Genomic DNA, 23,194 nt, shown 5'->3' on the forward strand with positions numbered 1-23,194 from the left:
CTAATACCTAATACGTGAGCTGCCGGTGGGAACCGGGAAGGGCGGAACCTGCGGGAGCCGGAAGGAGTATCGGTCCCCCCCCGGCTCCCGTTATCAGCCGAGGCGTCCGCGGGTCTCCGGAACCTTGGTCAGCGTGAGCAGCAGGAACACAATGATCGCCGCGCCGCACAGCCAGTAGGCCGGCGAGTAAGAGATACCGGTGCCGTTCACCAGCGCGGTGCCGATGAAGGGCGCGGTTCCGCCGAACAACGCGTATCCAAGGTTGTAGCTGACGGCGGCCGAGGTGAAGCGGGTCTTCGTCGTGAAGATTTCCACGAAGAACGTGTAGCAGCCGCCGCCGTAGATGCATAGCGGAACGACGAAGAGCAGCTGTCCCAGAATTGCCAGGCCCAGCGAGCCGCTGGTTACCAGCATGAAGCAGGGGAAGGCCAGCAATGCGATCGCGGCCGACCCTGCAATCAGCATCGGCTTGCGACCTACCTTGTCACCGATGATTCCGCCGACCGGGAGCAGCAAAGCGTAAAACAGCATCGCCGATGCGTTCGCCACTAGGGACGCCTGCAGGGTCAGGTTGCCGGTCGTCTGCACGTAGCCGACGAAGTAACCGGACAGGAAGTAGAAACCCATGGCGGTCAAGCCCATGACGAAGACGACCTGGAGCATCCGGACCTTGTTCTCGCGGAAGGCCTCGCGAACCGGGCTGTACTCCTTTTTCTTCTGTTTTTCAGCGACCTGCTTGAATGCCGCGCTCTCCTCGGTCCTGGAGCGGATCCACACACCGAACAGGGACAGCGGCAACGCCAGCAGGAACGGTACGCGCCAGCCCCATGAGAAGAAGGCCTCATCGGAAAGGCTTTGGTTGAGGATCAGGATCATCGCGCCGGCCACGACGGACGGCAGCGCGGTGGCGGCAAGGGTGATGTTGAGCCAAAAACCGCGACGGTTCACGGGCGCATGTTCGAAAACGAAGGCCGGTGCACCGACGGATTCTCCGCCTGCCGAGAACCCTTGCAGCAGCCGGCACAGTACCAGCAGTGCAGGGGCGAGAGCTCCGATGGCGGCATAAGGCGGCAACAGGCCGATGGCGGTCGTGGCACCGCCGATGGTCACCAGCGTGATGTAGAGGACGCGGCGTCGGCCGATCCGGTCGCCCAGCTGTCCGAAGAACAGACCTCCGATCGGCCGGGCGATGAAGGCGACACCGAACGTGGCAAAGGTGGCCAACAGCCCGATAAGTGCGTTCTCGCCGGGGAAAAACAGCTGGGAGAGCGTCACTGCGGAGAGACCGTAGAGGGAAAAGTCGTAGAACTCAATAAACTGCCCAACACTGCCACCTGCAAGGACGCGCTTCTGCATCCCGGTGGTTTTGTTCGACTGTGAGAAGGCTGTGGCGTCTGCGGATCCCGATGTAGTCCGGGCTCCATTCACCGTCATGACTGCCGCCAGAGGCGGGACGAACTGCGGCCCTTACCCGAATTCGCGTGTAACCCGGAACACGACGTGGATCTTGACTGCCTGTAGTCCATCGCAAGTCCTCCTGAAGGTTGCGGCTGATCCTCGTACGATCCCGCGTCTTTGCAGGTTCGGCCAGCGGTGGATCAACCTCTTGGAATGATGTTCAGTCTCAGTGGCCCACCTCACATCTGTCCAACAGATAATTTCTGCGTTTGTAATCGAAATTATGAATCCGAAGTCTGGCCAGCCGCAGCCAGCGGGAGATCTAGGTTTTATCCGCGCCGTACAGCGCGCGGCACACTGCCTCGAACGCGAGCGCCCGCCGGGTGGGCGTCACACCCTCGGGTCGCACCAGCACCACCTCGATGGCCGGCAGTTGATCCACAAGCCGTAGCGGAACGACACCCCCGCCCGCGTAAGTCAGGTTGTGGTGGAGCCGCTGATTCAGCACAGCGTAACCATGGCCGCGGGCAACGAAGGAGCGGACAGTTTCATAGCCGGTCGCCCGGTGACGAATATTGGGCTTTAAACCTGCAAGTTGGAACAACTGCATGAAGTACTCACGGGTATGCGGCAGGTCCAGCAGGATCATCGGCTCCTCTTCCAAATCCTTCAGTGCCACCTCGTGGTCAGGACTTGCAGCGAGAGGATGCCCCTCCTGAACCAACACGTGCGCCGGAATGTGCTCCACCGTCTGAGTGGTGAAACCGCCGCCCAACCCAATGCTGTACATCAGCGCCAGTTCACAATGCCCCTCGAGCAAGGCCCGCCGCAGGAACTCCTGATCGCCCTCCAGGAACGAAACGTGTACGTCCGGGTATTCCGCTTCAAAGGCCTGGAGAATCACTGGAGCCCGGAAGGGCGCCAGCGGTCCGAAGACCCCTACTTTCAGCTCGCCGGTGAGATTTTGCGACAGGCCCCGCGCCGACTCGTACAGGGAATCTGCGTGCTCGAGGAAGGCGTTCAGGTCTTTGGCGAATTGTCGTCCGGCGGGACTCAGTTTCAGCCCCCTCTGCGACAACCGAATGAAGAGCTGTACGTCCAGGTCCTGCTCAAGCTGGGAAATCGCATTGGACAGCGCCGACTGCGTCAGGTTCAGCCGTTGTGCGGCGGCCGTCATGTTCTCGGTCTCGGCGACCGTCGCAAAGTAGCGCAGTTGGGTAAGGGTGAAGGGCTTGGCCATGCTTCATCCTGTCAGACCCCAGACCCGCCCTCCCCTGACATTCCGAATCGTGCCACAACCCCTTGACCTGTGGTCGCCAGCGGAGTAACTTCTTAGTCAACCGAAAGGTTGATCAAAGGAAGAGTTGAATAACGTGACCGATCGTAGCGACGAGGCCCTCCTGGACAGGGCGTTCATGGCCCTGGCAGATCCGGCCCGCCGCCGCATCATCGCCCGGCTCAGCCGCGGACCGGCAACGGTCAACGAGCTGGCCGAGCCCTTCGAAATCTCCAAGCAGGCGGTTTCGAAACACATCCAGGTCCTCGAGCAGGCACTGTTGGTCACCCGCAGCAGGGATGCCCAACGCCGGCCCGTTCACCTCAACGCTGCACGGCTCGAAGCGCTTACCGCGTGGATCGACCAGTACCGGCTGGTTCGGGAGGCGCAGTACCGCGGACTGGACGCCGTGCTCGGCCAACTATCCAAGGACAAACCATGAGCAACTCACTCAAAGTCACCCTCCCGGAGGGCCTTCCGTTCATCGATACCGAACGCGAGTTCGACTACCCCGTCGCCGACGTTTTCCGCGCACACAAAGATCCCGACCTGCTCAAGCAGTGGCTGGGCCCGCGGGGCATGAAGATGGACGTCGACCACTACGACTTCCGCACCGGCGGCAGCTACCGCTACCTACACACCGGACCCGACGGCCAACAGTACGCCTTTACCGGCATATTCCACACGGTCCGCGAGAACGAGTTCGCCATCCAGACCTTCGAGTTCGGCGGCTACCCGGACGTCGTGAGCATCGAGTTCATGACCTTCGAGGACCTCGGCAACGGACGCTGCAAACTGATCGGACATTCCGTCTACCCCACGCTGGAGGCGCGCGACGGCATGGCCCAGTCCGGCATGGAAAGCGGCATGAGCGAAGGCTACGAGCGGCTGGACGAACTGCTCGCCGGCGCCCGCACCGCGTAAAGAGGCGGCACTGCCGCGGCATGAAGCCGAAGCCGACCAGGCTCCGGCCTCATGCCGCGCGCACTTCCCTGTTCAACCGTTCCCGCCCGCCACCACCATTGGCCTCCTCGGAATTAGAAAGTATGCTGAGGATTCCCTGCACCCTAGTCGGAAGGTGGTTTCATGGCGAACGATGATGAAGGACGCAAGGAAGTAGCCAAGATCCTGAAGGACGCTGACATCGGCGTCCTCACCACGGTCAATGCCAGCGGCCAGCTGTTTAGTCGGCCCCTGGCACTACAGGAAGCGGAGTTCGACGGCGACCTGTGGTTTGTGACGCACGATCCCTCGCCCAAGGCCAACGAAATCCGCGCCAATCCGCACGTGAATGTGTCGGTCAGCGGGTCGGACGGCTACCTGTCCATCTCGGGCACCGCCTCCATCGTCCGGGACCAGGCGAAGATCGACGAACTCTGGGGCCCCATGATGGAACCGTGGTTTGAGAACGGCAAGGACGACCCCACGGTGGCCTTGCTCCGGGTCGAGGCCCACACCGCCGAATATTGGAAGCCGGATTCCCCCAAGGTGGCCACGCTGTTCAAGCTGGCCAAGGGAATGGTCACCGGGAAGCAAGCAGACGACGTCGGCAAGAACGACGTCGTCAACCTCTAGCCGGAGGCATCTGCCGATCGGCACCACAGCACGCACTTAAGGAGTCAGCAATGTCCGGAAATCTTTTGGCCCGTTCTGTGCACGACCTTACTGCCGCCGCTTGGTTCGGCGGTTCCCTGATGGGCGCCATCGGGCTTAACGGGGCGGCCGCCGCCGCCCAGGATCCGCGCGAGCGCACCCGTTTGTCCAGCATCGGCTGGATGAAGTGGGCGCCGGTCCAGACCGTGGCCTTCGTATCGCACCTTGCCTCCGGCCTGCCGCTGCTGGCGGGCAACAAGGGCAGGATGGTCAAGCAGGAAGGGGTGACGCGGAATACCGTCATCAAGACCGTCGTCACCTTGGCCGGCGCGGCCGTCACCCTCTACGCCGGAATGCTGGGCAAGAAGGTGGAGAAGATGGCCGAACAGGGTGCAGAGGGCGCCACCGAGCCTTCACCGATGGCGTCACCGGAGCTTAAGTCCGCGCAGAAGCAACTCAAGCTGCTGCAGTGGACCATCCCGGCCTTCGCCGGCACGGTCATCGTGCTCGGTGCCAAGCACGGCGAAATGCAGCGGCCCGCCACCTTCTTGGAGGGGCTGCTCAAGCACTAAAGGCGAAGGCCCGCCCACGCGGTGTGCAATGTCCGGAGCGAGCCGGACAGGTGCCGCGTTCGGGCGGGCCGCCTGCTGTCCGTCTTTCCGCGGCTGGTGCCGGTCACGAAGGCGCGCGTCGGGCGCCGGTTTCCCGTGGCCCCTCCCTGTTTCGGAGCGTCCGCCGCTGCCTGCACGGGCTGGGCCTGCTGCACGGTTACGATGGTTGAAACGTTAACGCGGGACGGCAGAAGTGGGGAACGGGCATGCCGGCAGCATCATGACGGCCACCAAGGCGGCGGCCGCCTTCGCGTGGGCTGCCATCGCCGGCATTTCGTCTGCCGGGCTGCTGGTGTTGGGCCAGGTCGTCGCGGCTTCGATCGTCGCTCCGCCACGCTTCGACCTCGTGGCCGTCCTCTCCGTGCTGATGCTGGTGCTGGCCTGGCACCTGCGCGTGGATACGCCGCTCATGCGCCGCCAAACCACCGCCGCGATGACCGCTGCCGTGATCGTCTGCAACGACCTCACCGCCCCGCTGCACGAAACGGTGGCGGTGGTGGGAGTCGGGCTCCTGGCCACCCGCGTGGTTTTCCGGCGCTTCCGCTGGGGAGAGGTGTACTGGTTTATCAGCCGGCTGCTCGCCTCCGCCGTGCTGGTTGCGGTGTTCCAAGCCTTCCACGCGGGCGGTTTTGCGTGGCCGGCCGCACTGCTGGCCGGCTGGCTGGCCTTCTTCATGACGGCGATTGCCGTCGAGCGTGCCTTCGCCACCACGGCCACGCGCAGCGGCACCTTCCGCAACGGCATCGGTTGGGCGCCGGCCCTGTGCACGCTGGCCATCAATCTGCTCCTGTGCCTGGCCGCCCAGTACGCCGCCCTCCGGTTCGGCCACGACGGCGTCCAGTCGCTGCTCCTGGTCTTCGCGTCCGTGCTGGCGCTGGCGGTCACCGGCTGGCTGCGCAACCGCGAGCTGCGCCGCCGCCTCACCGGCCTGGTCGACGCCTCGCTCGAGCTGCCGTGGAATCCGGACGGGCTCGACCGGACCCTCCTCGCCGCCGCCAGCGCCTCGGTGCGCGCCGACCGCGTGTCCTTGCGTCCAGAAGCGCCGCAAGATAGGGAAATCGGTGTCCGGATGCGTCGCTGGGACCACGGCGACAACTACCTGGTGGCGTCGCGGAACGGCGGCGCACAGTTCACCGAGGAAGACGAGCAGGTGCTCGACGCGCTGGCACACGTCGGCAGCATCATGGTCCGGCACGATGAGCTGGTGCACGAACTGCGGCTGCAGGCGGACACCGATGCCCTGACCGGGCTGGGCAACCGGCGCGCCCTCTGGCAGCGGCTGGCCGAGATCAACGCCGGCCGCCGCCCCGGCGAGGCCATCGCCGTCGTCTATCTGGATCTGGACGAGTTCAAGGCCGTCAACGACAGGCACGGCCACGACGTCGGCGACCTGCTGCTCACCGCCACCGCGCAGCGGATACGCTCGGAAATCCGAGAGGACGACGTGGCCGCGCGCATCGGCGGCGACGAATTCGTCGTGGTGCTCCGCGACGTCACCAGCGAAACCGGCGCCCGCGCCGCCGCCGAACGGATCGCCGCCGCGATCGCACGCCCGCTCACCGCCCGCGGCAACACACTGCGGGTGCGGGCCAGCACCGGCGTGGCGTACTCGGATCGCCCGGCACCCAATATCGAGGAGCTGCTGCGCAACGCCGATTCCGGCATGTACGGCTCCAAGCGGCTGCAGCAGCGGCTGCGCGACGCACAGCGCGACGGCTCGGAGGCCGAAGCCTGTCTGGCTGTCGCGGTTGAACGCGGCATCCGCCGGCGCCTGTTGCGTGTGGCGCTGCAGCCCATCGTTTCGCTGGACCTGGATGCGATCGTCGGATTCGAGGCCCTGGCCCGCTATGAAGACGACGAACTGGGCAACATCCCGGCGGACCGGCTGGTCACTGAGGCGAACCGGCTGGGCCTGCTCAACGAGCTGACCATCCAGGTGATCGATGGTGCGGCGGCGGCGATGGCCCGCATCAGCGAAATCACCAGCGTCCGCTCCGTCTCCGTCAACGTGGAGCTGGGCCAGCTCGCCACCGGATCCCCCGTCGTGGACCGGCTGCGGCGGATGCGCGCCGAAGGGCCGGAGCTGAACATCATCGTGGAGCTGACCGAAAACTCGTTGGACAAGATGTCCGAGCAGTCCCGGGCAGCCCTCGTACAGTTGCGCAGCGAGGGGTTCAGGATCGCCGTGGACGACTTCGGCTCCGGCTACTCATCCATGAACGCGCTGACCGAGTTCCCCTTCGACATTGTCAAGGTGGACCGCTCGCTGGTCAGCGGTGACGACGGAAGCGCACCGAACGACGACGAAACCGCCCGCAACATCGTGGTCAGCCATTTGATCGCCATGTTCACCGCGCTGAAGGCGGACGTGGTGATCGAGGGCATCGAGACCGCCGAGGCCGTGGAGTGGCTGGCCGGCTGCCCGGGTTTGAATGCGCAGGGCTTTTACTTCGGCCGGCCCATGTGGCCGGACGAACTCATCTCCCGGCTGGTCACCTCCGGGACGGCGGCGCTGCCGGCGCCGTCCCGCCGCGATTCGCGTCCGGCCATGGCCGGACGGACGGCCGAACATTCGCCTGCTACCTAAAGGCGCGGGCCGTCCGGCATCCGGCTGACGCCGCGGTGCCCGCGCCAATCCCTGCGGACGCTAGGCCAGTCGTTCCAGGGCCTGCAGCTGAAGCACGATCCACGGGCTGAAGGCCCACGGCGCTGCGGTCGCGGCGGTCCGCAGGTCGGAGGGCCGCACCCAACGGTATTCGGCCACCTCGTCATCGCGCGGCGACAGTTCGCCGGCGGCCAGCGCCGTGTAGACGGGGCAGAACTCGTTCTCCACAATGCCGGACGCGTCGACCGCGCGGTAGCGGAAGTCCGGCAGCACCAGCTTCAGGTCTTCCAGCCCGAGCCCCAGCTCGTAGCGCACCCTTCGCCGCACGGCGTCGGCCATCTCCTCCCCCGGGGCCGGATGGCCGCACGCGGAGTTGGTCCAGACGCCCGGCCAGGTCAGCTTGTTCAGCGCACGCCTGGTCACCAGCACGCGGCCCTCGGCGTCGGAAATATGGCAGGAAAAGGCGAGATGCAGCGGTGTCTCGCCCGTGTGGATCTCGGCCTTGTCGGCAACGCCGGCGGGCTTCAGGTTCTCGTCCAGCAGCACTACCTGCTCGGTCGTTTCCGCCGTCATGTCGGCCCGGACCCGGGCAGCTGCCGTTGCCGGGGGAGCTCCCGGCGGTCAGTGGTGTTCATACCAGCCATTGTATGGGCGGCAGGTGGGAGAACCACCGGCAGCATCTGCGGGGACATCGGCACATGCGCGAGGGCCGTGGACCGTATCACCGAGCGGTAGGGCAAGATAAGAGCATGAAGGACGACGCGGCGCGAACCGACGAAAGGCCGGCGACGAAACAGGTCAAACTCATCGGCGAGCGGCTGCGGCGGGCGCGGGAGGACCGCGGGCTCACCATCCTTGAGACCGCGAACCACACCGGGTTGACCAAGGGCTTCATTTCCCAGGTGGAACTGGGAAAAACATCGGCCTCCGTCGCGTCGCTGGCCTCCATCTGTGATGCGCTGAATCTTCCGCTCTCGGCCCTCTTCGAGCCGCCGGCCGTTCACCTGGTCAGGGCGGATGCCCGCGAACCCTCGCGCTTCCTCGGCCACAAAGTCGCCGATTCGATCCTGACGCCGCCGGGCCAGGGAGGCGTGCAGGTTATCGAAACGGTCATCCAACCCGGCGGCGGAAGCGACCCCGAACCGTACCGGCTCCCCGTCGATCGGGAGTTCGTCACTGTTCTGCAGGGCGAACTCCACATCACCGTCGAAGGGCAGCAGCTGGAGCTCCAAGAGGGTGATTCGCTCACCTTTCGTGCCTCGCTCCCCCATCTCTGGCGGAACCCCTCGAAAACCCGGCAAGCGCGGGTCCTGTGGGTCCTGACTCCGCATGCGTCGATGTGACGTGCCGTCGGCCTACACACGGGGCCGGTGGGGCAGCGGCTTCAGGGCTTAGCCCAGATGCTCAAGTACTCGTAGGCAACCTGAGCGGCGGCCATTGAGGTGATGTCCGCATGGTCGTATGCGGGGGCCACCTCCACGATGTCGGCCCCTACAAGGTTCAGGCCCGCGAGGCCCCGCAACAGGTGCAGGAGGTCCCGACTGGCGAGGCCGCCGGGTTCGGGTGTCCCGGTGCCGGGGGCAAACGCCGGATCGAGCACATCGATGTCAACGGAGACATAGAGCGGACGCGTTCCCACCCGATGCCTGATCTGTTCGACGATGCCGTCAAGTCCGGTGCCGATGAACTCGCTGGCACGAATGCGTTGAAAGCCCGTCGCATCATCGTTGTCCTGGTCTTCCGGCCCGTAAACCGATCCGCGAACACCAACATGGAGGCATCCCTCCGGGTCGATCAGGCCTTCTTGGAACGCCCGGCGAAATGGTGCTCCATGGTGGAGATTGGCGCCGAAATACGGGCCCCAGGTGTCGAGGTGGGCGTCGAAGTGAACCACCGCCACCTGGCCGTGAAGGCGGTGCAGTGACTTCAGCGCCGGGTAGGCAATCGTGTGATCGCCCCCGAGCACGACCAGGCGCTGGCTCCGCTCCGAAGCCTCGTCGAGGCCTCGAATCATGGCCTCCACGGCAGCCTCGATATTGAACGGAGTGACCGGGATGTTGCCTAGATCCGCGACCTGATGCTGCCTGAAGGGATGGGAGCCGAGTTCGACGTGGTAGGGACGAATCAGGCGGCTTGCGCTGCGGATCGCCTCCGGTCCGAAGCGGGCCCCCGGCCTAAAGGTCACCCCGGAGTCGAAGGGAATGCCGACGAGACCTACCTGATAGTCGCTGACTTGGTCCAGGCGGGGAAGCCCGGCGAACGTAGGCGCCGACGAGAACCGAGGGACGGCCGCGAAGTCGACCTGCTCGACGACGGGTTCGCCCTGTTCGTTGCGGGATGTGGTGTGCACTGGCAATGGGGGCAACGGTCTTCCTTATTGTTGGCGCGGGTGTCCGGAGTATTGCAATACGTGACGTAGGTCATGCAACACTATCCCTGTCGCGTGCAGGGCCGTCAAGACTCCATCCCGGCGGTAGGGTCGGCAGTTACCGCCCCTTGGACGAAACAACCAATGTCTGGCCAAGACAACCAGTCCCACGCCGAAAGCCCTGCCGTAGACTCAACGCCACTTCATGCTTGTTCGGAAGGACGGATCGTGCCTGACTCCCCCACTGCCGCTGACGCGGCTTCAGTCAAAAGACCCTTGGAAGGCCTGCTGGTGGCCGACTTCTCCCGGGTGCTCGCCGGCCCGCTGGCCACCATGACGCTGGCCGACCTGGGTGCACGGGTCATCAAGGTAGAGCGTCCGGGCACGGGGGACGACACCCGCAGCTGGGGTCCGCCGTATTCCCCGACCGGGGCCACCTACTTCGAGAGCGTGAACCGCAACAAGGAATCGATCTGCCTGGACCTGGCGGATCCCGGCGACCGGCGGTTGGCCCGGAAGCTGGCGCTGGCGGCCGACGTCGTCGTGGAGAATTTCAAACCCGGCGGGATGGACAGGCTCGGGCTCGGGTATGCGGACCTCGCGGCCGACAATCCGGGCCTGGTCTACGCCTCGATCTCCGGTTTTGGTTCGGCCGAAGGTGCGTCCCTGCCCGGCTATGACTTCATCGTGCAGGCGGTCGGCGGCCTGATGAGCATCACCGGCGAGTCGGACGGCTCACCCTACAAGGCGGGTGTCGCCCTGGTGGACGTGCTGACCGCGAAGGATGCGACAGTCGGGATCCTCGCCGCGCTCAACGCCCGCGCTGCCACCGGCCGGGGCAGCCGGCTCGAGGTCAACCTGCTGTCCAGCCTGCAGGGCGCCCTGGCCAACCAGGCCCAGGCCTACCTGGGAGCAGGCAAGGTCCCCCGGCGGATGGGCAACGAGCATCCATCCATCGTTCCCTATCAGCTGTTGGAATGCTCCGATGGCCCGCTGGCCGTCGCATGCGGCAACGACGGACAGTTCCGGCAGCTGACCGCTGTCCTGGGAGAGCCGCAGCTCGCGGACGACGAGCGTTTCGCCACCAACAGCGCCCGGGTGCAGCACCGCCGGGAGCTCATCCCGCTGCTGGAGGAGGCCCTGTCCGCCGCCTCCGCATCGGTGTGGCAGGGCAAGCTCACCGGCGTCGGCGTTCCAGCCGGCCCGGTGGCCGGCATCGACGAAGGCATCAGGTATGCCGAAACACTGGGGCTGGCCCCGACCATCGAAGTCCGCGATGCCAGCGGGGAGCCAGCCGGCCGCCAAGTCCGCCACCCGATCTCCTGGAGCCCGGCGTTCGAACCCCGCACCGCTGCCCCGCCCGCGCTCGGCGAACACACCACACCGGTGCTGGAGTGGCTGCGCAGCCTGGACTGAACGTCAGAGGCCACGCCGCCGGAGGGCCAGCCACAGGTGCGCGGCGACGTCCGGATCGTCGAGGCTGACGCCGAGCAGACGCTCGGCCACCGCCATCCGGTGGCGCAGCGAATTCCGGTGCACGCCCAGTTGGCGGGCCGTGTCTTCCCAATGGCCCCGGTGGCGCAGGTAGGCGGCCACCGTCTCCAGCAGCTCGGCGCGCCGGTACCCCGCCAGCGCCTCGACCCACGCATCTGCGCGCGCCTCATCGTCGGCCGCCAATTCCACGAGCTTGCCCGCGGGCGCCGCGACCGCGGCACGGCGCACCGCTGACATGGCCGCCGCCACGTCCGCCAAGGCGAGGGACTCCGTCCAGGCAGCACCGGTCTCCGGACCCCCAGAGGCAGCTGCCGACATTGACGCCGGCGCAACCCCGGCTGCATCGGCGCCCGCGCCGCCCCCCGACCAGACCAGAAGTTCCGCGTCGGCTTCTTCCCCATCTGCCTGCCCGTCTGCCGCTGGCCGTTCCGCGAGCCCGGCATGCAGCAGGAAGTAGGCCACGCCGTCGTCGGCGAAGCGCAGGGTAGAGCCGGCCAGCGCCGCCGCGGGCGAGCCGCCGCCGTCGGCCGGCCGGAGCCGGGCTACCGTACCGGCGAGCGCGGCGAGGGAATCCGCCGTGCCCATCCGCGCGGCCAGCACGCGGACCCGTTCGGGCAGCTGCCCGAGGTTTCCGTCGGTTGCCACCAGCCGGGCTGCCTCCACCTGGCCGCGGGCAACCAGCTTGGCGACGACGGAGCCCAGCACCGTCGTCGTCCCCAGCAGCTCCTCGCGCTGCTGGGCCTTCAGGGCCAGCAGGACGCAGACCGTGGTGATGATCTGCCGATCGGCCTTGGTCAGGGTCCGGCCGGGGCCGATGGCCAGGAAGCCGTCGATCCGCCGTCCGACGAGGATCGGATACTCGACGACGGGAGCGCCGTGCAGCCAGAAGGTAGCGGCGGAATGGGTGCCGGCAACATTGAGTCGTGTGGTTTCCAGTCTCAGGTGCGGCAGCAACGGCAGCGCGCTGGCCGGCCAGACGGTGGCCTCCGTCCCGGCGTCCGCGGGCAGGTAGGCCGCCCAGCCGCCCAGCGCCTGGGCCAGCCCCTGTACGACCGACGGCAGGGCATCCGGACGCATCGTCGCGCGGGCCAGAGCTGTCTGCGTTCCCAGGTTCGCTATCAGGTCGGCTTGGTCGCTCCGCGAGGCCAATTCCCAGAACATCCGCGAGACGTCCAGGAAGGGAACGCCGTCGGGGACCACCAGCAACTCCACACCCTCGGCGGAGCAGGCCCGGACCAGCTCCGGCGGCACGCTGTCCAGCCCTTCCCCCAGCCCCAAGCCAAGGGCGGCGACCCCTTTGGCCGCCAGCCGCCGCACGTACCCGTCCACGGCGGCGGCACTCCCGCTGAGCGGGATGCCGGTGGTCAGCAGCAGCTCGCCGCCCTCCAGGTAGGCCCCCGGGTCTGCCAGCTCGGACACATGGACACCGGAGAGCTGGATCCCCGGCACGGGTCCGGGAACCGCCGGTCTGAGCGAATCTCCGAGTTCATGGCTGAGCTGCGCAAGGGAAACCATGGACTGATTATCCAACACCGCCGGAGCTTTTGGGCAGAACATCCGATGACCCACTGCCCACCGCGCGCTTAGCGTTGCCCTATGACCGATGTGCTCACTTCCGCGACCGGCGCGGCCGCCGTCACGCTCCCCCAGTCCCGCCACCTGGCGACTGCCATCCCCGGCCCCCGTTCCCAAGCGTTGCACCGGGACCGGCTTGCCCACGTCAGCGACGGCTTCGGCATCGTCCTGCCGGTCTTCATCGAGAAGGCGGACGGCGGCATCCTGCAGGATGTGGACGGAAACCGGCTGATCGACTTCGCCTCCGGCATCGCCGTGACCAGCATCGGGGCCAGCCACGCCCGGGTCGGAGAGCGGGTGGCCGCGCAGCTGGAGAGGTTTACCCACACCTGCTTCATGGTCACCGAGTACCAGTCCTTCACCGAGGTGGCCAAGTGGCTCAACGAGCACACGCCGGGCGACTTCGAGAAGCGCACTGCGCTGTTCTCCACCGGCGCCGAGGCGGTGGAGAACGCGGTCAAGATCGCCCGTTCGGCCACCGGCCGCAGCAGGGTGCTGGTCTTTGACGAGGCGTACCACGGCCGCTCCCTGCTGACCATGGCGATGACCGCCAAGGAGAACCCGTACCGGATGAACTTTGGGCCCTTTCCGGCAGAGATCGTGCGGTCCGTTTCGGCCAACCCCCTGCGCCCGGCGGCACAGCACGACGGCGGGGTCCCCGCCTCGGCCGCGGACGTCACCGCGGCGGCCCTTGCCTCGGTCGAGGCCACGCTCGCCGAGCACGGCGCGGACAGCTTCGCCGCCATGGTCATCGAACCCATCCAGGGCGAGGGCGGCTTTGTTGTTCCGGCCCCCGGCTTCCTCGCCGGGCTGCGGCGGATCGCGGACCGGCACGGCATCGTGCTGGTGATCGACGAGATCCAGGCCGGCATGGGACGCACCGGGACGCTCTTCGCCAGCGAACACGAGTCGGTGGCCGGGGACATCACGCTCACGGCCAAGGCGCTAGCCGACGGGCTGCCGCTCAGCGCCGTCACCGGCCGCGCCGACCTGATGAACGCCGTGCACGCCGGCGGTCTCGGCGGCACCTACGCCGGCAATCCGCTGGCCTGCGAGGCCGCGCTGGCCGTCTTCGAAGCGTTTGAGGACGGCAGCCTGCTGGCCAACGCCCGCGCCATCGAAGCCACGGCACGCCGGGTGTTGGAGCCGCTGGTCGCGGAGACCGACGTCGTGGCCGAATTCCGCGGCCGCGGCGCCATGTTGGCCTTGGAGTTCGCGGACCGGGACACCCTGGCCCCGCGGGCCGACCTGGCCAAGGAAGTTTCTGCGCGGTGCCACGCGCAGGGCGTGCTGACCCTGACCTGCGGCACCCATGGCAACGTCATCCGGTTGTTGCCCCCGCTGGTCATCGGCGAGGACCTGCTCTCCGATGGCCTGCAGGTGCTGCGGCAGGCAGTCCTCGACGTTGCGGCGGACGGGAAGCCAACGTCGGCCGCCCCGGCATCGGCCTGACCCGCCTGCTGGGAACCGTCCTGCGGCAGCCCCACACCTCAACACCATCCCGCCGAACTCCACTGGAAGGAACACCCGATGTCTTTGGACCATGACCTGATTTCGTTCGAATCCCTGCTCACCGAGGAGGAACGGCAACTGCAGAAGAACGTCCGTTCCTTTGTGGACAGCGCGATCAAACCGAACATCGCCGGCTGGTACGAAAACGCGGTGTTCCCGCTGGAGATCGTGCCCGAGCTGGCCAAGCTCGGCCTGCTCGGCATGCACCTGGACGGCTACGGCTGCGCCGGCCGCTCCGCCGTCGAATACGGGCTCGCCGGCGCCGAACTGGAGGCCGGCGATTCCGGGCTGCGCACCTTCGTCTCCGTGCAGGGTTCGCTGGCCATGAGCGCGATCCACAAGCACGGCTCCGAAGAGCAGAAGAACGAGTGGCTGCCGCAGATGGCCGCCGGCGAGGCCATCGGCTGCTTCGGCCTGACCGAACCCAGCGCCGGTTCCGACCCGGCCAGCATGAAGACCTTCGCCCGCCGCGACGGGGACGACTGGGTACTCAACGGATCCAAGCGCTGGATCGGCCTCGCCTCGGTCGCCGAGGTCGCCGTGATCTGGGCCCAGACCGACGACGGCGTCCGCGGCTTCGTGGTGCCGACCGACACCGCCGGTTTCAAGGCCACCCCGATCGAGGCCAAGCTCTCCATGCGCGCCTCCATCCAGTGCGACATCGAACTCACCGACGTCCGCCTGCCCGCCGGGGCGCTGCTGCCGAAGGCCAAGGGGCTGCGCGGCCCGTTCGAATGCCTGAACGAAGCCCGCTACGGCATCATCTGGGGCGCCATGGGAGCCGCCCGCGATGCCTGGCAGACCGCGGTGGACTATTCCAAGGAGCGCATGCAGTTCGACAAGCCGCTGGCCGGCTACCAGCTCACCCAGGAAAAACTGGTCAACATGGCGCTGGAGATCAACAAGGGCTTCCTGCTCGCCCTGCACCTTGGCCGCCTCAAGGACGCCGGACAGTTGCAGCCCCACCAGATCTCCGTCGGCAAGCTCAACAACTGCCGCGAAGCCATCGAAATCGCCCGCGAATGCCGCACCATCCTCGGCGGCAACGGCATCACCCTGGACTACTCGCCGCTGCGCCACGCCAACAACCTCGAGTCCGTGCGCACTTACGAGGGCACCGACGAGGTCCACACCCTGATCCTCGGCCAGAAGATCACCGGCGTCCCCGCCTTCCGCTGACCCCCTCTCCGAACGCCAAGGAGCACGCATGACCTCTCCGGTACAGCTGCAGCACTACATCGACGGCGCCTGGGTTCCCGGTTCCGGCTCCCCCATCGCCAGCCACAACCCGGCCCGCCCCGACGAGGTTGTCGCCCGGGGCCTGCAGGCCGGACCTGCCGAGGTGCAACAGGCCATGGCGGCCGCCGTCGCCGCCCGGCGTGAGTGGGCCCGCACCCCGGCGCACGAGCGCGGCGCCGTGTTGCTGCGCGCCGCCGTCGTGCTTGAACAGAACGCCGAACCCTGGGGGCTGGAGCTGGCCCGGGAAGAGGGCAAGACCCGGGCGGAAGGCCACGGCGAGGTGCTGCGGGCGGCGCAGATTTTCCGTTACTACGGGAACGACGGCGACCGCGCCGCCGGGGAGATCTTCTCCTCCCCGCGGCGCGGCGAGAAGATCCTCGTGACCCGCAAGCCGCTCGGCGTGGTCGGCGTGATCACCCCGTTTAACTTCCCCATCGCCATCCCGGCGTGGAAAATCGCTCCGGCCCTGGCGTACGGCAACACCGTGGTCTGGAAGCCGGCGAGCACCGTGCCGCTGCTTGCACTGCGGCTGGCCCAGGCGCTGGACTCCGCCGGGCTGCCGGCCGGCGTGCTGAACCTGCTGATCGGCCCGGGCGCCATGGGCAACACCCTCGTCGAGCACCCGGCGCTGGACGGCCTGACCTTCACGGGCTCCACCGGGGTGGGCCGCCGGCTCGCCGCGGAGGCGGCCGGACGCGGCGTTCCCGTGCAGGCCGAGATGGGCGGCAAGAACGCCGCCGTCGTCCTCGCCGACGCCGACCTGCAGCTTGCCGCCGAACAAGTCATCCTCGGTGCCTTCCGCTCCACCGGGCAAAAGTGCACCGCCACGTCACGGCTCATCGTGGCCGATGCCGTCGCCGACGAATTCCTCGCCGTGCTCACCGAGCGCGCACATGCGTTGGCAGTCGGCGATCCGGCCGACCCCGCGGTGCAGATGGGACCGGTCATCAACGACGCCGCCCGGAAGTCCATCCACGACGGCATCGAAGCCGCGCTCGCGCAGGGAACCCGGCGGATCGTCGGAGGCCAGCGGTACGAGGATGGCTTCCTCGCCCGCGGCTACTTCGTCCCGCCTACCATCCTTGAGCTCCCCGACGACCGGGAGCTCGACCTGTGGCGCGAGGAACTTTTCGGACCCGTGCTGGCCGTCCGCCGGGCGGCCACCGTGGAGCAGGCCTTCGACTTGGCGAACGACAGCGAATTCGGGCTCTCCGCCGCCCTGTTCACCCAGGACGTTACCCGTGCCCTCGACGCGATCGACGACCTCGACGTCGGCATCCTGCACGTCAACTCCGAGTCCGCCGGCGCCGACCCGCACGTGCCGTTCGGCGGCGCCAAGAAGTCAGGGTACGGACCCAAGGAACAGGGCGCCGCGGCCAAGGAGTTCTTCACCCACACCACCACCGTTTATCTCCGCGGCGGCACCGCCGGAGCCTGAGGAACACATGACTGTCTCCATCGACAACATCAAGCACATCCTGGTCGTGGGTTCCGGCGCCATGGGTTCACAAATCGGCATGGTCGCCGCCCTGGCCGGGTACCGGGTCACCGTCCAGGACATCGCCGAAGACATGCTCGCCCAGGCCAAGGAGCAGTTGGCCGCGCGTATGCGGGCCAGTGCGGCCAAGGGACGGATCAGCCACGGGGACGCCGAGAGCGCGTTGGGACGCCTGGCCTTCGCCACGGACCTCGCGGCCGCAGCGGCGGACGCCGACTTCGTCATCGAGGCGGCCACGGAGCGGCTCGAGATTAAGCAGCAGATCTTCGCCCGGCTGGGCGAGGTAACGCCCCCGCACGCCATCCTGGCCACCAACTCCTCCACCCTCGGCTCGTCCAAGGTCGCCGCGGTGACCGGCCGGCCGGAGCAGGTCTGCAACATGCACTTCTTCAACCCGGCCCTGGTGATGAAGTGCGTGGAGGTGGTGCGGCACGAGTCGACGTCGCAGGCCACCGTGGACACCACGATGGAACTGGCGCGGCGTTTCGGCAAGGAACCCGTCCTGATCAACCGGGAGGTCCCGGGCTTCGTCGCCAACCGGCTGATGGGCGCCCTCCAGAAGGAAGCGCTGGCCCTGCATGCCGCCGGCGTTGCCAGCGTCGAGGACATCGATACCACCGCGAAAACCGCCCTCGGCCACCCGATGGGCCCCTTCGAACTCATGGATATGGTCGGCCTGGACGTCATCGACTTCATCGCCCGTGCCACCCACGCAGAAACCGGCGATGAGGCGGACCTGCCGCATCCGGCCATCACGGATCTTGTCGAGCAAAACCGGTTGGGACGCAAGAGCGGCCGGGGCTGGTACAGCTACTGACGAAACTCCAAGGTTTCTGTCCGAGCCAGCTCTGCAGGGCTACCGGACCGCACGCGAAAGGGCCCGCTCCATCCCCGATGTACGGGATGAAGCGGGCCCTTCGGCGCTCGGGCGGCCGGGAGGCGGCCGTCAAATAACGCGATCCAGCTGCAACGCCTTGAACGCGGCACCCGACGGGTCGGTCACCACCGCCCACCGGCCGAAAGCGATCGGCTGGTCCTGCACGTTCACGCCGCCACCGACCGCCGTGGCGGCAGCCGCTGCCGCAGCTTGGTCAGCCACCACGAACCAGGCCAGCCAGTGCGGGGGCAGGAAGTCTTTCGCTTCCGCGGGGATGGCGTTGATCGCGCGCAGTGCGCGCCCCTCGGCGTCGCGGTAGACGCTCAGTTCTTCCTCAATATGTTCCAGCACGTTCTCCGGGAAGAGCGCAGTCTGGAAAGACTCGGCCGCTGCGAGATCATGGCTCATCACGTCAACCAGTGCCAGCCGGCCGAGCTCGGAGGACGGCCCGGATGCTGCTCCGCCGTCCATGGCGGCGATGCCGAACAAAGGCCCTTCCGGATCACGGAGCACGACGCCGTTGCTTCCCCCTGCCAACAGGTTCACCTCTTCCTCAACAACCGAGGCGCCGGCTGCAACTGCCCGGTCGACGGCTGCGGCTACGTCATCGCTTCCGAGGAAGACTTTCCAGCCGAGTTCTGCCGGACCGGCCGCAGAGTCTACGCGCAGCCCTGCGATCGGCACGCCGTGAAGGGTGAAGAGGCCTGCATCGCCTTGCAGGTCGAGTTCCCAGCCCAGCACGTCGCGATAGAAATCGGCCAATCCTGCGGCGCTCCCCGCAGTCAGTTCCTGCCAGACACTGGCGCCCGGCGAGTAGGTAGTGGTGGTAATAGTCACGAACAGCTCCTTAGAACATAAAGGGTTGGGCCTATTCGCCCAGCAGCGCCGGCTCTTTTTCCCAGATGGACTGCAGGGACTCGCGCTCGGCTTCGATTGACTCCTTGTCGAAGCGGAAGTAGGAGCGCGGCGGCAGCATGCCCCACACATTGGAGGAGTGTCGGTCGTCCGGATACTCACGCGGAACATGGGTTTCGTCCAGCTGCTCGATGTCGCAGTACAACTCGATGAAGCAGTCAGCCTCCGGAAGCCGGACGTAGCCGGCCAGGTTGCCGCCAATACCGTGGCGGACGGGGCCCCACGGCATGACCCGGCCATACTGGGCGAGGTGATCGAAGGACTGGCGGATCTGCCCCCAGTCGAGCATGTCGAATGCGATGTGGTGGAAGTGTGCCTGGCCGGTGTTCACGAAGGCCATCACATGGTGGTCGGCGCCGATATGCAGGAAGGCACCGGCGTCTGGCCCCAGCTTGTCGGCCAGCTTCATGCCCACCACGTTGAGGTAGAAATCCACCTGCTCGCCGATGTTCGCGGTCAGGTAGTTCACGTGACCGAGCTTGCGCGGGGCGCCGATGCGGTGATTGCGGGTGGTCTGCCGCCACTCGCGCGGGTAGCGGTCCTGCCCCTGCTTCGGCCGGTATTCGACGAACTGGATGCCGTTACCTTCCAGGTCGGCAAAGGAGACTCCCTCGTCCGAGCGCGTGTATTCGACCCGGTGCTCCTTCAAGTGCTTCTCGGCGTCGTCCAATGTCAGTTCCGGCGCCAACTGGTAGGCGGCGTGAACGATGCCGGCCTCGGGGGCCTTCTGCAGGATCAGCGACGGCTTCTCGTAGTTGCACGCGAGGAAAGTCTGCTTGCCCTCGCGGCCAACCTCGGTCAGGCCGAACTCGTCCTGCCATTGCTGCGTGGAAGCATCCAGGTCCTCGACGCCCATGACCACATGGTCGATGTCATGCAGCTTGATCATTGTCGCTCCTTATTAACGGTTCCGGTGATGGCCGGCAGCCCGCCGGGCCCTTTTTCAGACCGGAGTGTTTCTTTTGCTGAACACGTACATTACTATAATAACCACGACGCCGAACGGCAAGACTTTGAGCTGCAGAGCAGTACCAACCTGAGGAAGGCAACCATGACAAGCCCCATGCTGGACCGAGAACCGGTCCTTCCGGCCTTTGACCCGGATTATCTGGACCAGTTGCTGGCCCGCGGCATACAGGTCATCCGGGTCATCCATTCCGATTTGTTCGGGCGCCAGCGAGGTAAGCAATATCCCGTGGCTTCGCTCCTCAACCTGGCCTCGGGGGTTGCGTATTCTAAGATGGCCAACGCCGAAGACCTGCTCGGCGTACCGGTGGACGACAAGGAATTCCCCGCTCTGGCCAATCATCCCGACCAGCATGCGTTCCTGGACCTGTCGACGGCGTTCGTCCCCCCATGGGAGCCGGACTCCCTGTGGGTCCTCACGCGTCTGAGCGAGCACGGCCAGCCGTCAGCGCTGTGCCCGCGCAGCCAACTGGCCGTCGCCGCCGAACGGTTGCAGGAAGAGCTTGGCCTCTCCGCCATTGCCGCCGGCGAGCCCGAGTTCTATCTCTTCCGGAACGACAATGACGGCCGGACTCCCTATGCGCTGAACGGCGTCTCCTACACCATGGACCGGATTACCGACCCCGACGGAGCCGTGGGCCGCATGCATCGGCAGCTAATCGGCATGAATATCGGCGTGACAGTGGTGAACCGCGAATTCTCCCCCGGTCAGTTCGAAGTAAACCTCCAGCACGACGATGTACTCGTCGCAGCCGACGCCGCCTTCCTGCTGAAGACCGGGGTCAAGGAGCTGGCCATCGCAGAGGGCCTGGAAGCCAACTTCATGGCCAAGCCTGTCGGCGGCGAGGAAGGCAGCAGCCTGCACGTGCACCTGTCCCTCTGGCGGGATGCAGAGAACGTGTTTGCCGCCCCCGAGGGCGCCCTCAGCCCGACGGCGCTGGCCGCCATTGCCGGCATCCAACTCCACGCCCCCGCGATCATGGCGTTCGCGGCCCCCACCGTGAACTCCTACAAGCGGTTGACCGGGGAAGGCCTGAGCCCGCGCACCAGCAACTGGGGCGAAGACAACCGCTTTACCTTCGTTCGCGTTCCGGCCGAACGGGCGGGCGCCACGCGGCTGGAGCTGCGTGCCGGCGACGCCAGCGCTTCCCCGCATCTGCTGATGGCGGCCATGCTCCACGCTGCCTCCGACGGCATTCGGCGCGAGCTGACCCCGGATCCCATCGGCCAGCCGCTGCCGCGCAGCTTGGCCGAGTCCATCGATGCCCTGGAGAAGAACGAGGTCATGCGCGCGGGATTCGGCGACGAGTTCACGTCCATCTACGCCGCCCTCAAGCGCCGCGAAGTGCAGGCGTTCGAGTCGCACGTGACCGACTGGGAATGGAATCTCTACCGCCATCACGTCTAACCCGTACCCACACGCGCCGGAGCCTCTTGTCCCGGCGCGAGCATACTCTCCCGGGAGCCTCACGAGCTCCTGCCCCGCCCTGCCCCTGATTCGAGAGGTGATCGCTTTGCCAACGCCTGCTTCCACCCTGCCCGCCAGACTGATGTCCCCGACCGATACCGCGGACGTCGGGCGGCTCACTATCAAGTGCCCGGACCAACCAGGGATCGTCGCCAATGTCGCCGACCTGCTCAGGAGGCACGGGGCCAACATCGTGTCTCTGGACCAATTCACGACGGGCGTCGAGGACGGCACCCTGTATCAGCGCACGGTTTTTCACCTGCCGGGCTTCGAAGCCAAACGGGACCGGCTTGGCGCGGAAGTCGAGGCTGAACTGGCCGTTCCGTGGGGAATGGAATGGCAGTTGACCGCTGCCGGAAAACGCAAGCGGGTGGCCATCTTTGCATCCAAGACCGATCATTGTCTGCTGGACCTGTTGTGGCGTCACCGCCGGGGCGAAATCCCCATGGAGATCGTCATGGTCGTCTCGAACCACGCCGATCTCGCCCACCAGGTCCGCCCCTTCGACATACCGTACTTCCACGTTCCGGTTGCGGGTGACAAGAAGGATGCCGAGCAACGGCACCTGGAGTTGCTGCGGGGGAACGTGGACTTGGTGGTACTCGCCCGCTACATGCAGATCATCTCCGCCGAATTTCTCGACGAGGTCGGCGTTCCCGTCATCAACATCCACCATTCATTCCTGCCTGCCTTCATCGGCGCCGGCCCCTATCAAAAGGCCAAGGACCGGGGCGTGAAGCTGATTGGGGCGACGGCGCACTACGTGACCAAGGACCTGGACGAGGGCCCCATCATTGAACAGGACGTCATCCGGGTTTCCCACCGGGACAGCACCGCGGAGCTCATGCGCTTTGGGGCCGACGTCGAACGGAGCGTGCTCTCGCGTGCGGTCACGTGGCACTGCGAAGACCGCGTGATGCGCGACGGCAACACCACGGTCGTCTTTTGATGCGCAAGGGCCCGCAGTAGGGCGTTGGCTGCCCGGGATGGCGACCCCCGGTCGATGAGAAGGGCAGAGCGGCCCCGGCTGATCCAGCCGGGGCTGCTCTGCCCTTGGACCTATTGGCGTTCGTTAAAAGCTGCGGCCCGGGGGAAAGTATGCACGATCCACACAGAAGCGTCGCCGCCCTCCGCTTGCCACCGGTGCGTTCTGTCCGCAGCGTAGGTCGCGTAGTCCCCCTCCCCCAGGAGGACCTCATGGCCGACTGGCCCCAACCGGATTTTGCCGGAGCGCACGAAGACATGCTCGCGGGCACCGGCGCCGTGCGAAGGCGACACCTCGTCGGCACCCTGCTTGAAGGATTGGGCGTGGATTTCCAACGTGCCGGCTCCGATAACCTGGCTTCGCAGAATGTGCCCCAGCGAAGCCGAGTCCGAAATATCTTCGCCCTCGCCATCGTGAACCACCTCGACCGGAGCGCGCTCGGGCAGTGCGATCAGGTCGGGCAGCGGCACGTCAAACGTGCGGGCGATAGCCAGCATGGTTTCCAGCGTCGGATTGGTCTGTCCCCGCTCGACCTTGAACAGGGTCGCCTTTGCCACTCCGGAGCGTTCGCCTAGCTCGGTCAGCGAAAGACCATGGGTTTCCCGCAGGCGCCGCACGTTGGCCGAAAGCGCCTCTATATGGTCGTTCATCTGTCCATCCTCGATCCCGCTGGGTTTCGCTGCCGCAATATCAAGCTCTGATGAGAGTAACTTTATCCTCCTGAAGTCGCCGGGATTTCGGACCTTTGAGCAGAAACGAGTAGCGCTTCCCCCGCGCTTGGCCCGGCGATGGTGCCCATGAGCACGCTCACAAC

21 protein-coding genes are annotated in these 23,194 nt (G+C 66.5%); 13 read left to right on the plus strand and 8 right to left on the minus strand.

Features of this window, described 5'->3' with window-relative positions; genetic code table 11:
* Positions 1-93: 93 nt before the first annotated feature.
* Positions 94-1,356, minus strand: coding sequence for an MFS transporter (locus AC5RVG_RS15280; protein WP_494014499.1), 1,263 nt, complete (start codon positions 1,354-1,356; stop codon positions 94-96).
* Positions 1,357-1,720: 364 nt separating this feature from the next.
* Complete coding sequence (locus AC5RVG_RS15285; protein ID WP_494014500.1) at positions 1,721-2,638, minus strand: LysR family transcriptional regulator; 918 nt, start codon at positions 2,636-2,638, stop codon at positions 1,721-1,723.
* A gap of 175 nt (positions 2,639-2,813) precedes the next feature.
* On the opposite strand from AC5RVG_RS15285, the gene AC5RVG_RS15290 reads away from it, so the two are divergent.
* The 5 genes from AC5RVG_RS15290 (at position 2,814) to AC5RVG_RS15310 (ending at position 7,465) form a co-directional block, all read left to right on the plus strand.
* Entirely contained in the window at positions 2,814-3,116 is a 303-nt protein-coding gene (locus AC5RVG_RS15290; RefSeq protein ID WP_494014576.1) for an ArsR/SmtB family transcription factor, read from the plus strand.
* Complete coding sequence (locus AC5RVG_RS15295; RefSeq protein WP_494001601.1) at positions 3,113-3,598, plus strand: SRPBCC family protein; 486 nt, start codon at positions 3,113-3,115, stop codon at positions 3,596-3,598. Before AC5RVG_RS15290 ends, AC5RVG_RS15295 begins: the two co-directional genes overlap by 4 nt.
* Positions 3,599-3,760: 162 nt before the next feature.
* Positions 3,761-4,249: a pyridoxamine 5'-phosphate oxidase family protein gene (locus AC5RVG_RS15300; RefSeq protein WP_494001602.1), complete on the plus strand. Its 489-nt coding sequence runs from the start codon at positions 3,761-3,763 to the stop codon at positions 4,247-4,249.
* Positions 4,250-4,299: 50 nt separating this feature from the next.
* Positions 4,300-4,839: a hypothetical protein gene (locus AC5RVG_RS15305; protein ID WP_494001603.1), complete on the plus strand. Its 540-nt coding sequence runs from the start codon at positions 4,300-4,302 to the stop codon at positions 4,837-4,839.
* A 259-nt stretch (positions 4,840-5,098) separates the two neighbouring features.
* Complete coding sequence (locus AC5RVG_RS15310) at positions 5,099-7,465, plus strand: putative bifunctional diguanylate cyclase/phosphodiesterase (protein WP_494014501.1); 2,367 nt, start codon at positions 5,099-5,101, stop codon at positions 7,463-7,465.
* A gap of 60 nt (positions 7,466-7,525) precedes the next feature.
* On the opposite strand, the gene idi is transcribed toward AC5RVG_RS15310, so the two are convergent.
* Positions 7,526-8,056 (minus strand): isopentenyl-diphosphate Delta-isomerase, encoded by a 531-nt coding sequence (gene idi, locus AC5RVG_RS15315; protein WP_494001605.1) that lies wholly within the window; start codon positions 8,054-8,056, stop codon positions 7,526-7,528.
* Positions 8,057-8,232: 176 nt separating this feature from the next.
* Here idi and AC5RVG_RS15320 point away from each other — a divergent pair, with 176 nt between their 5' ends.
* Positions 8,233-8,826 carry a helix-turn-helix domain-containing protein gene (locus tag AC5RVG_RS15320; protein WP_494014502.1) on the plus strand — a complete coding sequence of 198 codons (594 nt, stop codon included), beginning with the start codon at positions 8,233-8,235 and terminating at the stop codon, positions 8,824-8,826.
* A gap of 41 nt (positions 8,827-8,867) precedes the next feature.
* On the opposite strand, the gene speB is transcribed toward AC5RVG_RS15320, so the two are convergent.
* On the minus strand, positions 8,868-9,833 hold the full coding sequence (speB, locus tag AC5RVG_RS15325) for an agmatinase (RefSeq protein WP_494014503.1): 966 nt from the start codon (positions 9,831-9,833) through the stop codon (positions 8,868-8,870).
* A 246-nt stretch (positions 9,834-10,079) separates the two neighbouring features.
* Here speB and AC5RVG_RS15330 point away from each other — a divergent pair, with 246 nt between their 5' ends.
* Positions 10,080-11,267 (plus strand): CaiB/BaiF CoA transferase family protein, encoded by a 1,188-nt coding sequence (locus AC5RVG_RS15330; protein WP_494014504.1) that lies wholly within the window; start codon positions 10,080-10,082, stop codon positions 11,265-11,267.
* 3 nt (positions 11,268-11,270) lie between these two features.
* Here AC5RVG_RS15330 and AC5RVG_RS15335 read toward each other — a convergent pair whose 3' ends face one another.
* Entirely contained in the window at positions 11,271-12,860 is a 1,590-nt protein-coding gene (locus tag AC5RVG_RS15335) for a PucR family transcriptional regulator ligand-binding domain-containing protein (protein ID WP_494014505.1), read from the minus strand.
* Positions 12,861-12,941: 81 nt separating this feature from the next.
* Between AC5RVG_RS15335 and AC5RVG_RS15340 the strand changes: the two genes are divergently transcribed.
* From AC5RVG_RS15340 to AC5RVG_RS15355, 4 genes are all read left to right on the plus strand, one after another.
* Positions 12,942-14,372, plus strand: coding sequence for an aminotransferase class III-fold pyridoxal phosphate-dependent enzyme (locus AC5RVG_RS15340; protein ID WP_494014506.1), 1,431 nt, complete (start codon positions 12,942-12,944; stop codon positions 14,370-14,372).
* Positions 14,373-14,450: 78 nt separating this feature from the next.
* Positions 14,451-15,611, plus strand: coding sequence for an acyl-CoA dehydrogenase family protein (locus tag AC5RVG_RS15345; RefSeq protein ID WP_494014507.1), 1,161 nt, complete (start codon positions 14,451-14,453; stop codon positions 15,609-15,611).
* Positions 15,612-15,639: 28 nt separating this feature from the next.
* Positions 15,640-17,109 (plus strand): aldehyde dehydrogenase family protein, encoded by a 1,470-nt coding sequence (locus AC5RVG_RS15350; protein WP_494014508.1) that lies wholly within the window; start codon positions 15,640-15,642, stop codon positions 17,107-17,109.
* Positions 17,110-17,116: 7 nt separating this feature from the next.
* On the plus strand, positions 17,117-17,986 hold the full coding sequence (locus AC5RVG_RS15355; RefSeq protein ID WP_494014509.1) for a 3-hydroxyacyl-CoA dehydrogenase family protein: 870 nt from the start codon (positions 17,117-17,119) through the stop codon (positions 17,984-17,986).
* 129 nt (positions 17,987-18,115) lie between these two features.
* On the opposite strand, the gene AC5RVG_RS15360 is transcribed toward AC5RVG_RS15355, so the two are convergent.
* Entirely contained in the window at positions 18,116-18,883 is a 768-nt protein-coding gene (locus AC5RVG_RS15360) for a VOC family protein (RefSeq protein ID WP_494014510.1), read from the minus strand.
* Between the two features lie 31 nt (positions 18,884-18,914).
* A complete protein-coding gene (locus tag AC5RVG_RS15365; RefSeq protein ID WP_494014511.1) occupies positions 18,915-19,850 on the minus strand; it encodes a VOC family protein in 936 nt (311 codons plus the stop codon).
* 162 nt (positions 19,851-20,012) lie between these two features.
* Here AC5RVG_RS15365 and AC5RVG_RS15370 point away from each other — a divergent pair, with 162 nt between their 5' ends.
* Together AC5RVG_RS15370 and purU are read left to right on the plus strand one after the other, a co-directional pair.
* The gene (locus AC5RVG_RS15370; protein WP_494014512.1) at positions 20,013-21,335 is read left to right on the plus strand and encodes a glutamine synthetase family protein; all 1,323 of its coding nucleotides are present in this window, start codon (positions 20,013-20,015) and stop codon (positions 21,333-21,335) included.
* A 142-nt stretch (positions 21,336-21,477) separates the two neighbouring features.
* Complete coding sequence (gene purU, locus AC5RVG_RS15375) at positions 21,478-22,344, plus strand: formyltetrahydrofolate deformylase (RefSeq protein WP_494014513.1); 867 nt, start codon at positions 21,478-21,480, stop codon at positions 22,342-22,344.
* 110 nt (positions 22,345-22,454) lie between these two features.
* On the opposite strand, the gene AC5RVG_RS15380 is transcribed toward purU, so the two are convergent.
* The gene (locus tag AC5RVG_RS15380; protein WP_494014514.1) at positions 22,455-23,030 is read right to left on the minus strand and encodes a helix-turn-helix domain-containing protein; all 576 of its coding nucleotides are present in this window, start codon (positions 23,028-23,030) and stop codon (positions 22,455-22,457) included.
* Positions 23,031-23,194 lie beyond the last annotated feature (164 nt).

It is taken from the genome of Arthrobacter senegalensis (assembly GCF_059091765.1).

Coding starts and splice junctions, on each gene's coding strand:
- AC5RVG_RS15280 (WP_494014499.1), bottom strand. CDS start 1,356: ATGCAGAAGCGCGTCCTTGCAGGTGGCAGTGTTGGGCAGTTTATTGAG.
- AC5RVG_RS15285 (WP_494014500.1), bottom strand. CDS start 2,638: ATGGCCAAGCCCTTCACCCTTACCCAACTGCGCTACTTTGCGACGGTC.
- AC5RVG_RS15290 (WP_494014576.1), top strand. CDS start 2,814: ATGGCCCTGGCAGATCCGGCCCGCCGCCGCATCATCGCCCGGCTCAGC.
- AC5RVG_RS15295 (WP_494001601.1), top strand. CDS start 3,113: ATGAGCAACTCACTCAAAGTCACCCTCCCGGAGGGCCTTCCGTTCATC.
- AC5RVG_RS15300 (WP_494001602.1), top strand. CDS start 3,761: ATGGCGAACGATGATGAAGGACGCAAGGAAGTAGCCAAGATCCTGAAG.
- AC5RVG_RS15305 (WP_494001603.1), top strand. CDS start 4,300: ATGTCCGGAAATCTTTTGGCCCGTTCTGTGCACGACCTTACTGCCGCC.
- AC5RVG_RS15310 (WP_494014501.1), top strand. CDS start 5,099: ATGACGGCCACCAAGGCGGCGGCCGCCTTCGCGTGGGCTGCCATCGCC.
- idi (WP_494001605.1), bottom strand. CDS start 8,056: ATGACGGCGGAAACGACCGAGCAGGTAGTGCTGCTGGACGAGAACCTG.
- AC5RVG_RS15320 (WP_494014502.1), top strand. CDS start 8,233: ATGAAGGACGACGCGGCGCGAACCGACGAAAGGCCGGCGACGAAACAG.
- AC5RVG_RS15335 (WP_494014505.1), bottom strand. CDS start 12,860: ATGGTTTCCCTTGCGCAGCTCAGCCATGAACTCGGAGATTCGCTCAGA.
- AC5RVG_RS15340 (WP_494014506.1), top strand. CDS start 12,942: ATGACCGATGTGCTCACTTCCGCGACCGGCGCGGCCGCCGTCACGCTC.
- AC5RVG_RS15345 (WP_494014507.1), top strand. CDS start 14,451: ATGTCTTTGGACCATGACCTGATTTCGTTCGAATCCCTGCTCACCGAG.
- AC5RVG_RS15350 (WP_494014508.1), top strand. CDS start 15,640: ATGACCTCTCCGGTACAGCTGCAGCACTACATCGACGGCGCCTGGGTT.
- AC5RVG_RS15355 (WP_494014509.1), top strand. CDS start 17,117: ATGACTGTCTCCATCGACAACATCAAGCACATCCTGGTCGTGGGTTCC.
- AC5RVG_RS15365 (WP_494014511.1), bottom strand. CDS start 19,850: ATGATCAAGCTGCATGACATCGACCATGTGGTCATGGGCGTCGAGGAC.
- AC5RVG_RS15370 (WP_494014512.1), top strand. CDS start 20,013: ATGACAAGCCCCATGCTGGACCGAGAACCGGTCCTTCCGGCCTTTGAC.
- purU (WP_494014513.1), top strand. CDS start 21,478: ATGTCCCCGACCGATACCGCGGACGTCGGGCGGCTCACTATCAAGTGC.
- AC5RVG_RS15380 (WP_494014514.1), bottom strand. CDS start 23,030: ATGAACGACCATATAGAGGCGCTTTCGGCCAACGTGCGGCGCCTGCGG.